Raw genomic sequence first — 9,805 nt, forward strand, 5'->3', positions numbered from 1 at the left:
CGGTGCGCACCCGGCTGCTGGTCGTTCTCGTCGCGCTCGCGCTGACCGTGGTCGCCGCGTTCGCGATCCCGCTGTTCGGGTCGACCGCCGCGCAGCGAACCCAGCAGCTGGTCATCGCCCGCAACGCCGACGTCGACCGCTTCGTCGTCCTGGCGCAGCAAGCCGTCGACGCCGCCGACCCGACCGCGCTGGCGGTCGACGCCGAGCGGTATTCGTCGTTATACGGCGAAGCGGTCGTGGTGGTCGACGCACGTGGCGTGCCGCTGGTCGAGACCGGCGGGATGACCGCCGCGGAGCCGGTGGCCCGCTCGCTTGTCGAGGCCGCTCTTCGCAACCAGCCCGCGAAGGGACCGGAACAGCTGAGCCCCTGGTCGGCGGATCCGGTCTACTTCGCCCGTCCGGTGGGTACGGGCACTCGGGTGGCCGGGGTGGTCGTGCTTCGCGCTTCGGTGACCACGGCGGCCGCCGACGTCGCCACCCGCTGGGCGGCGATCGTCGCGGGCGCGGCGCTGGTCGCGGCGGTCTTCGTCCTGCTCGCGGTCCTGCTGGCCCGCTGGATGGTGCGGCCGCTCCACGAACTGGAGACCGGCGTGCAGGCGGTGACCGAAGGGCATCGGGCGCAGGTGCCCGACCGGGCCGGTCCCCGCGAGCTGCGTTCCCTCGCGACGTCGTTCAACCGCATGTCCGACGCCGTCGTCGAGGCGTCCGAGCAGCAGCGTCGGCTCGTCGCGGACGCGTCACACCAGCTGCGCAATCCCATGGCCGCCTTGCGGTTGCGCGTGGATTCGCTGGCCGCGCAGGTCGACGGGGAGGGCCAGCGGGCCTACCGGGCGACCGTCGCGGAGGTCGAGCGCCTGGAGTCCCTGCTCGACGGGCTGCTCGCGCTGGCGCTCGCGGAAAGCACCGCGACCCGGCTCGCCGCGGGTGAATCCGGCGACGAACCCTGCGATCTTCCGGCCGTGCTGGCCGAACGGGTCGACGCGTGGCGGCCCTCGGCCGAAGACGCGGGGGTCGGCCTCTCGGCGGCGGAGGGCCACGACGAGCCGGTACCGGTGCGGTGCGCGGAAAGCGAGCTCGCCCAAGTGCTGGATGTCCTGCTGGACAACGCCGTGCACTACGCGGGACGCGGCGCCAGGATCACCACCGGCTACGAAACCGGGGACACGACGGCCACACTCTTCGTGTCCGACAACGGACCTGGACTGTCCACAGAGGACCGCGAACGCGCGACCGAACGGTTCTGGCGCGCCGGTGGCGACGGCGCGCCGCGAGGAACGGGCCTCGGCCTCGCGATCGCGAGCCAGCACGTGCTCGCCCGGGGCGGGAAACTCGAACTGCGCGAAGCGAAACCGCATGGGCTCGAAGTTCGCGTCGAACTGCCTCTCGCGACAGGGGAAATGCCGTGACCGTCACCAGACGCACCGCTCTCCTGGCCGGGCTCGCGACGCTCGCGGGCTGCTCGACCGCGGGCTACCGGGGCCCGGAACGCGAGGTCGTCATCGCGGCGGGCGAGAGCGGCGGCTTCTACCTCGCCTTCGCGGAACTGCTGGCACAGCAGCTGAACCTGGCGGAGCCACGGCTGCGCGCGACGGCCGTCGCCACCGAGGCCAGCGTCGAGAACCTGCGGCGGTTGCGGGACGGCCGGGCCGATCTCGGGCTCGTCCTCGGCGACGTCGCGGAGTCCGCTTTCGCCGGCGCCGAGCCGTTCTCCGTCCCGATCGCGTTCTCGGCCATCGGCCGCGTCTACGAGAACTACCACCAGCTCGTGGTCCGGGCGGACGGCGGGGTGCGCTCGGTCGCCGATCTGGCCGGGCGGCCGGTGGCGATGGGCGCGAGCGGATCCGGCGTCGCGGTGTTCAGCACGCGCCTGTTCGCCCGCGCCGAAGTCCCGGTGAAGGCGAAGAACCTGCTCTTGGGTGAAGCGATCAACGCCCTGGCCGCGCACGAGGTCGACGCGCTGCTCTGGTCCGGCGGGATCCCGACCCCCGCGCTCACCGAACTGAACCGGACCACTCCGATCACCCTCCTCCCGCTGGACGCCCACCTCCCCGCCCTGCGCGCGGGCCACGGCCCGGTGTACGACCAGGTCCACGTGCCGGCGCAGGCCTATCAGGGGGTCGGCGAACTGCGGACGATCGGCGTCGCGAACCTGCTGCTGGCGGCTCCGTCACTGCCCGACGACGTCGCGGCGGCGGTGACCAGGGTGCTGGCCGGGCACGCCGCCGATCTCGTCCCGGCGGCCGCGGTGGGAACGCAGTTCCTCGACGTCCGGACGCTGATCGGCACCGGCAAGGTGCCCCTGCATCCCGGAGCCGCCTCGGCCTACCGTGCCCTGCACGGGTGATCCGGGCTCCATCTTCAGAGGGATGCGCGTCGCACCGGCGCGCTGCCAGGGTCGGAACCACGCGGCCATCGGGCCGCCCCGATCCGGAAGGACTCCAGCAGTGGGCGAATTCATGCGGTCGTCGCAACATGGTCTACCTGAGACAGGGTCATCGAGACACACCAGGGTGATGCGAGGTTCGGCGCTGATCGCGGGCCTCGCGCTCGCGGGCGGACTCGCCACGGCGGCCCCCGCCGTCGCGGCCGACCAGGCCAAGCTCACCGCACCCGCCCTCACCGGCCAGTACGAAGTCGGCACGACCGACCTCCATCTCGTCGACCCGTCCCGGCCCGATCCGTGGAAACCGGAGCGGCGCCGGGAACTCATGGTCACCGTCACCTACCCGGCGGACCGCTTCGCCGACGGACCGCGCGCGCCGTGGCTCACGCCCGGCATCAGCGGAGTGATCGACCAGGCCCTGTCCGGCGAGGATTACCTCGGCCTACCGGTCGGCTCCATCGACTGGGCGTCGGCGAAGCGGCGGGCCGAGGTCGGCGTTCCCGCGGCGCACGGCGCGCCCAAGCCGGTCGCGCTCTTCTCCCCTGGTTTCGGCGGGCCGAGGGAGACGTACTCGGCGATCGTCGACGATCTGGCGAGCCGGGGCTACGTCGTCGTCTCGCTCTCGCACACCTACGAGAGCGCCGCGGTCGAGTTCCCCGGCGGACGGCTCGAAACGGCTCTTCCGCCGGGCGAAGGACCCGAGTTCATGAAGAAGGCGCTCGACGCCAGGGTCGCCGACAGCCGGTTCGTCCTCGACCAGCTGGCGAAGATCACCCGCGGCCAGAACCCGGACGCGGAGAACCGGCCGCTCCCCCGCGGGCTCGGCTGGTCGCTCGACCTGTCCAGGGTCGGCGCCTACGGTCACTCCTACGGCGGGTTCACCGCGGGCGAGACGATGGTCCACGACCGCCGTGTCGACGCGGGGATCAACCTCGACGGCGCGATGGCGACCGCCTTCGGCTACCCGCCGGGAAGCCCGTACGTGCCCGGCGAAGTCACGAAGCGCGGTCTCGACCGGCCGTTCCTCCTGATGGGCGCCGAGGGCGTCGACGAGAACGGGAAGCCGCTGGAGCACACGCACCGGCAGCCCGAGTTCGACCGCAGCTGGGCGGACTTCTGGGCCAACCAGCGGGGCTGGAAACGCGACCTGCTGCTGCGCGGCGGAAGCACGCATATGGCGTACAGCGATCTGCAGGTCATGGTGCCGCAGCTCGGCTCGCGAGTGGCGCAGGAGAAGCGTGAGGCGGTCATCGGCACGATCGATCCCCGCCGTTCACTGGCCGCGCAACGGGACTACATCGGCGCGTTCTTCGATCTGCACCTGAAGGGCCGTGACCGGCACCTGTTCGACGGCGAATCGCCGCGTCATCCGAACATCGACTTCATCGACTGAGCCACGTGAAGGGCTCCTTCCGCCGAATGCGGGGGAAGGAGCCCTTCACGTAGGTTGGGATCCGTGACCGAGCCACGGAAACCGATCGTCGAAATGCCGCTGCGCGTGCGCTACCACGAATGCGACGGGCAGGGCATCGTGTTCAACGCGAACTACCTCGCCTACGTCGACATGGCCATGTTCGAGGTGGAGAAAGCCCTCTTCGGCTCCCATCAGGAGGCGCTGGCCCGCGGTGTCGACGTCGTCGTCGCCGAGTCCAACCTCCGCTATCGCGCGCCCTGCCGCTACGACGACGAACTGGTCGTGGCCGTGTACCTGGAGCACCTCGGCACGACCTCGCTGGTCATCGACTTCGAGATCACCCGCGACGGCGGCCTGTGCACCGAAGTGAAGACCCGGTACGTCTTCGTCGACCCGAAGACGCTCAGGAAGGCGGCGCCACCCGCGTCCGTGCGCGAGGTGTACGCCGCCCTCCTGCCCGCTCAGGCGGACTGAACGCCGGGCCGCCGGTCTTCGACGACGTAGCTGGCGCGCGTGCTGATCGGCGCGCCGGGGGTGTTGACGAACGGCACCACCCGGAAGTCGCTCCGCCAGCGCTGCCGGTTGACGTTGACCCGGACATAGCCGCGCTGGCCGTTGAAGAACTTCATGTGGGGGTTGGCCTTCAGCAGGTTCTCGCCGCCGGGCGTCATGTCGGCGCCGTTGCCGCCGCTGGTGATCGACGTCCCGACGAACTCGCTCGCCACGGTGGGCGAATCCGGGTCGGTGAAGTCACGCTTGAGGTCCCAGGCGTAGTTCTGGTGCCTGTCGCCGGTGATGACCACGAGGTTCCGGACCCCGCGATCCTGCGCGGCGGCGAGCACGCGGTCGCGGTCGGCGACGTAGCCGTCCCACGGGTCGAGGTAGACGTTCGTCGCTTCGCCCGCGTCGGTGTCGGTCTGGCCCATCGGCGCCTGGTTGCCGAGGATCTGCCACCGCGCGCGGGACCGGGAGAAGCCGTCGAGCAGCCAGTTCCGCTGCTCCGAGCCGAGCAGGGTGCGGTTCTCGTCGAACCGTTCGGTGCAGTTCGCCGACTGGCCGTCACCGCACGGCTGGTCGTCGCGGTACTGGCGGGTGTCGAGCATGGTGAAGTCGGCCAGCGTGCCGTAGCTCAGCCGCCGGTGAAGCCGCGCGTCCGGTCCCTTCGGCAGCTGGGCGATGCGGTACGGCAGGTGCTCGTACATCGCCTGGAACGCCTCGGCCCGCCGCTGCCGGAACACCGCGCGGTCCTGGTCCGGTTCCTTGTCGATCTGGGAGATGTCACCCGCCCAGTTGTTCTCCACCTCGTGGTCGTCGTTGACGTGGATCCACGGGAAGGCGGCGTGCGCGGCCATCAGCGGCGCTTCGCTCTTGTAGAGCGCGTACTGGAGCCGGTAGCGGGCCAGGTCGAAGGTCTCGCCCTTGAACTGCGGCCCCACCGGCGTTCCGCGGCCGATACCCGTGACACCGCTTTCGTAGAGGTAGTCGCCCAGGTGCACGACCAGATCGAGATCCTCCGCCGCCATGTGCTCGTACGCGGTGAAGTGCCCGGCCTCCCAGCTCTGGCAGGACGCGAACGCGAAGTTCAGCTCACGCGGCGACGACCACGCGACCGGCGCCGTCCGGGTGCGGCCGACCGGCGAGATCTCGCCGCCCGTGCGGAAACGGTAGAAGTACTCGTGGTCCGGCGCGAGACCGTGGACCTCCGGGTGCACGGAGTGACCGAGTTCGGGCGTGGCGACCACGGAGCCGCGGCGGACCACCGCGCGGAAGCGCTCGTCGAGCGAAACCTCGTACTCGACGCGGACCGGCGTCCGCGGCATACCTCCGAAGCCGTCGGCCTCGTAAGGCTTCGGCGCGAGCCTGGTCCAGAGCACGACGCCGCCGGGCAACGGGTCACCCGACGCGACACCGAGGGTGAACGGGTTACCGGTACCGCCGGCGAGCGGCATCGCGCCGGCGGCGTTCCAGGCACCGGTCCCCAGCAGGACCGCGGCCGCGCCGGCGGAGCCGTATCCGAGGAAGCGACGCCGCGACAGGGGGTGAGGGAGCGAAGGCATGAAGCCCTCCTGTGGTGGGATGGTCACGGGCGGGCCTCATGCTCGTCCGGCTTGATGGCCACCCGGCCGCGCTCAGGCGAAGCGCCCGTGAACGAAAGACGATCAACCCTCGTGTTCCGCATCCTGTTCTACCGCCCGGAAATCCCGCCCAACACGGGTAACGCGATCCGCTTGACCGCGAACACCGGCTGCGAGCTCCACCTGGTGGAGCCGCTCGGTTTCACGCTGGAGGACAAGCAGTTGCGGCGAGCCGGGCTCGACTACCACGACCTCGCGCGCGTCCACGTGCACGCGGATCTCGACGCGGCTTGGGCGGCGTTGCTGCCCGCCCGCGTGTACGCGTTCAGCGCTTCGGCGACGCGGCTGCACACCGACGTCGCGTACGAGCCAGGGGACGTCCTGATGTTCGGGCCGGAGTCGGCGGGGCTGCCCGCGGAAGTGCAGGAGTCCGCCCAGGTGACCGACCGGGTGCGGCTGCCGATGCTGCCGACGAGCCGGTCGCTGAACCTGTCGAACACCGCGGCGATCAGCGTCTACGAGGCTTGGCGGCAGAACGGCTTCGCGACTCCCTGAGACGTGGCCCCCATGCTATGAAAGGTCCTTTCCTTGCAAATTTTGCAAGGAAAGGACCTTTCATAGCACTCCCGGGAGCCAAATCACGGCAGTCGTTGCCCCAGGAAGAGCGAAGCCGCCGCCCCGATCATCAACACCAAAGTCCCGAGAATCACCCAAGGCCTGCTCGCGTCGGCGTCCTTCAGCTCGTATCCGATCTGCTCGCCGAGGTCGTCGTACACGCGTTTCAGCTCGTCCGCGCTCGCCGCCTTGTAGAAGTCGCCGCCGGAAAGGCGTGCGATCTCCTCCAGCGATTCGTCGTCGACCTTCACGTCCTGCGGTTTGCCGTCGATGTCGACCGAACCGTGCGTGGTGCCGAACGAGATCGACGAGATCGGCACCTGAGCCTGCTTCGCCGCCTGCGCTGCCGTGTAGCCGCCTCGCGGGGCGTACAGGTCGTCCGGAACGGTCTGCTTACCGTCACTCATCAGGACGATCCGGGCGGGTGGCGGACCTTCCGCGCCGCCGACGATCGCCGAGAAGCTCTCGATCGACTGCAACGCGGCGAAAATCCCTTCGCCGGTGGCCGTCGACTGCGCCAGTTTGAGATTGTCGATCGCCTTCACCACGCCGCCGCGATCGGTGGTCGGCGCGACCAGCACGGTCGCCGTCCCGGCGAAGGAGATCAGCCCGAGGTTCACGCCAGGGGTCATGTTCTGCGCGAACGAACGCGCCGACTCCTGGGCCGCCTTCAGCCGGGTCGGGGCGACGTCGGTCGCCTCCATCGACAGCGAGGTGTCGATCACCAGCATCACGGTGGCCCGGTTGCGGGGCACCTTCTGCTCGGCCGTCGGCCCGGCGAGCGCGACGGTGAGCACCAGCAGCGAAAGCACGATCAGGATGGCGGGAACGTGCCGCACCCATCCCTGGCTCTTCGGCGCGACCTTCTCCAGCAGTTCCAGGTTGGCGAACCGCATGGTGCGCTTGCGCCGCGCGCGCTGGGAAAGCACGTAGCCCACCGCTACCGCGGCGACCGCCAGCAGCAGCAGGAACCACCACGGCGACGCGAATCCGGAGAGACTCACGCGACACCACCGGACCAGCGGCGCTTGCGGGCCACCACGAACCGGACCATATCCGCGATCCAGTCCGAATCGGTGCGCAGCACCAGATGCGCGGCACCGGCCCGGCGCAGCGCGGCCGCTACCTCCTGCCGATGAGCGTGCGCCGCGGCGCCGAATTCCTTGCGCAGCAAGGCCGAAGCGTGCACTTCGCGCTGTTTCCCTGTCTCCGGGTCGGCCAGCACGACGGTGCCCACGTCGGGCAGGTCGATGTCGCGCGGGTCGAGGACTTCGATGGCGATGAGATCGTGGTGCCCGCCGAGCGCGCGCAACGGCCGCTGCCATTCGGTGTCGCCGAGGAAGTCGGAGATCACGACGGCGAGCCCGCGGCGCCTGGGCGGACGGCGCAGTTTTTCCAGCGCCGCGGCGAGATCCCCGCGGACACCTTCCTCGGCACGCGGGGTCTCGGCGATCTTGCGGACCAGGCCCCGCGCGTGCGGGAGCCCGCCGCGCGCCGGGATCCGCGTGATGCTGCCCGCCCCGTTGGAGACGAGCGCGCCGATCCGGTTGCCGCCACCACCGGTCAGATGGGCGACCGCGGCCGTCGCGCAGACGACCAAGTCGCGCTTCTCGCACAGCGCGGTGCCGAAGTCGAGGCTCGCGGACACGTCCGCCACCAGCCACGTCTCCAGTTCACGGTCGGCGACGGTCTCCCGGATATGCGGGCTCGTCGTCCGCGCGGTGACCGCCCAGTCCATCCGGCGGACGTCGTCACCCGGCTGGTACGGCCGGGCCTCCCCCGGTTCCGAACCGGGGCCCGGCACCAGGCCGAGATGGTTTCCCTGCAACAGACCGTCGAGACGGCGGCGCACGTCGAGTTCGAGCGTGCGCAGGCCCGCCTCCATCCGCTCCCCGCGGAGTACCGGCGGCGCCCAGGAAGGACGTTCGCCCTTCTCGTTCTTCACGCTCGCTTCCCTACCTGACCGGTGCGCCGGCCGGGACCGGGCCGCTCTGTCCGGCGCCGCCCTGCGGGCGGGCCGAGACCTGCGGCAGCGGCACCGTCTGCAGCACCCGCGTGATGATGTGGTCGATGGGCACGCCGTCGGCCAGCGCGTCGTAGGACAGCACGAGCCGGTGGCGCAGCACGTCGGGAACGACGTCGACGACGTCCTGCGGCAGCACGTAGTCCCGGCCGCGGACCAAGGCCAGCGCCCGCGAGGCGGCGATGATGCCGAGGCTGGCACGCGGCGAGGCGCCGTAGGACACCCAGCCCGCGACATCGGCGAGGCCGTGGTCGTTCGGGGTACGGGTGGTGAGCACGAGGCGGACGACGTAGTCGACCAGCGCGTGGTGCACGAAGACCTGCGAGGCCACTCCCTGCAGGCGGACCAGTTCGCCAGGGGACAGCACCTCTTGCGGGGTGGGCGGAGTGACGCCCATCCGGTAGATGATCTCGCGCTCTTCCTCCGCCGTCGGGTACTCGACGACGATCTTGAACAGGAACCGGTCGCGCTGCGCCTCGGGCAGCGGGTACACACCCTCGTTCTCGATCGGGTTCTGCGTGGCGAGCACGAGGAACGGGTCGGGCATCGGGAAGGTCTGGCCGCCGATCGACACGTGCCGCTCGGCCATCACCTCGAGCATCGCCGACTGCACCTTCGCCGGCGCGCGGTTGATCTCGTCGGCGAGCACGAAGTTCGCCACCACCGGGCCGAGTTCGACGTCGAACCGCTCGGCGCCCTGGCGGTAGATCCGGGTGCCGAGGATGTCGGCGGGGACCAGGTCCGGGGTGAACTGCACCCGCGAGAACGAACCGCCGACCACCCGCGCGAAGGTCTCGACGGCGAGGGTCTTCGCGACGCCGGGCACACCTTCGAGCAGGAGATGTCCCCTGGCCAGCAGGCCGACCAGCATCCGCTCGACGAGCCTGTCCTGGCCGACGATGATCCGCTTGACCTCGAACACGGTCCGCTCCAGCAACTGGGCGTCCCGCGCCGGCGTTCCGGGCTGCTGCTGCGCGCCGTCGGCGTAGCCGGGCTCGGTCACTGTGCCTCCTGTGTTCCCCGCTTGCGTACATGCGTCCGGATGTGACCGTAGTGGTCGGTGACACAGCCGTTCGTGACGGTAGCCAACCCGATCAGCGGTATGACGGCTGTGAAGCTCTAGCGGTACCTCCGCGGGTTCCGGCCAGGTCATCTTCCGGAGGTGGTGTTGCGAAAGCCACTTTCGCAACGTTGAAGGTTGCGAAAGATGCTCCTATTGATGTCAAGGGGTGTGGGTGAGGTTGGCGAGGTCTGCGATGAGGGTTTGGTGGATTTCGCGGGCTATGTAGCGTTTG

The 9,805-nt window shown here is 70.2% G+C and carries 9 protein-coding genes; 5 read left to right on the plus strand and 4 right to left on the minus strand.

Annotated elements, in window-relative coordinates; translation table 11 throughout:
* Positions 1-2: 2 nt before the first annotated feature.
* The 4 genes from ACFVM3_RS34770 to ACFVM3_RS34785 all read left to right on the plus strand — a co-directional run bounded on the left by ACFVM3_RS34770 (position 3) and on the right by ACFVM3_RS34785 (position 4,271).
* Positions 3-1,406, plus strand: coding sequence for a sensor histidine kinase (locus tag ACFVM3_RS34770; protein ID WP_378444140.1), 1,404 nt, complete (start codon positions 3-5; stop codon positions 1,404-1,406).
* Positions 1,403-2,344: a TAXI family TRAP transporter solute-binding subunit gene (locus tag ACFVM3_RS34775; protein ID WP_378444141.1), complete on the plus strand. Its 942-nt coding sequence runs from the start codon at positions 1,403-1,405 to the stop codon at positions 2,342-2,344. The genes ACFVM3_RS34770 and ACFVM3_RS34775 overlap by 4 nt, the downstream gene beginning before the upstream one ends.
* A 169-nt stretch (positions 2,345-2,513) precedes the next feature.
* Positions 2,514-3,776 carry an alpha/beta hydrolase family protein gene (locus ACFVM3_RS34780; protein WP_378444142.1) on the plus strand — a complete coding sequence of 421 codons (1,263 nt, stop codon included), beginning with the start codon at positions 2,514-2,516 and terminating at the stop codon, positions 3,774-3,776.
* Positions 3,777-3,839: 63 nt separating this feature from the next.
* A complete protein-coding gene (locus ACFVM3_RS34785) occupies positions 3,840-4,271 on the plus strand; it encodes an acyl-CoA thioesterase (RefSeq protein ID WP_378444143.1) in 432 nt (143 codons plus the stop codon).
* Here ACFVM3_RS34785 and ACFVM3_RS34790 read toward each other — a convergent pair.
* A complete protein-coding gene (locus ACFVM3_RS34790) occupies positions 4,259-5,854 on the minus strand; it encodes an alkaline phosphatase D family protein (RefSeq protein WP_378444144.1) in 1,596 nt (531 codons plus the stop codon). The genes ACFVM3_RS34785 and ACFVM3_RS34790 overlap by 13 nt on opposite strands.
* A gap of 111 nt (positions 5,855-5,965) precedes the next feature.
* Here ACFVM3_RS34790 and ACFVM3_RS34795 point away from each other — a divergent pair, with 111 nt between their 5' ends.
* On the plus strand, positions 5,966-6,427 hold the full coding sequence (locus ACFVM3_RS34795) for a tRNA (cytidine(34)-2'-O)-methyltransferase (protein WP_378444145.1): 462 nt from the start codon (positions 5,966-5,968) through the stop codon (positions 6,425-6,427).
* An 83-nt stretch (positions 6,428-6,510) separates the two neighbouring features.
* Here the strand turns inward: ACFVM3_RS34795 and ACFVM3_RS34800 are convergent, their stop codons facing one another.
* The 3 genes from ACFVM3_RS34800 to ACFVM3_RS34810 all read right to left on the minus strand — a co-directional run bounded on the left by ACFVM3_RS34800 (position 6,511) and on the right by ACFVM3_RS34810 (position 9,513).
* Positions 6,511-7,491, minus strand: a complete 981-nt coding sequence (locus tag ACFVM3_RS34800) for a VWA domain-containing protein (protein ID WP_378444146.1) — start codon at positions 7,489-7,491, stop codon at positions 6,511-6,513.
* Positions 7,488-8,372, minus strand: coding sequence for a DUF58 domain-containing protein (locus ACFVM3_RS34805; protein ID WP_225950060.1), 885 nt, complete (start codon positions 8,370-8,372; stop codon positions 7,488-7,490). The genes ACFVM3_RS34800 and ACFVM3_RS34805 overlap by 4 nt, the downstream gene beginning before the upstream one ends.
* 70 nt (positions 8,373-8,442) lie before the next feature.
* The gene (locus ACFVM3_RS34810; RefSeq protein WP_378444147.1) at positions 8,443-9,513 is read right to left on the minus strand and encodes an AAA family ATPase; all 1,071 of its coding nucleotides are present in this window, start codon (positions 9,511-9,513) and stop codon (positions 8,443-8,445) included.
* Positions 9,514-9,805: the final 292 nt, after the last annotated feature.

This window comes from Amycolatopsis sp. NPDC057786 (assembly GCF_042797905.1).
Taxonomy (GTDB): Bacteria; Actinomycetota; Actinomycetes; order Mycobacteriales; family Pseudonocardiaceae; genus Amycolatopsis.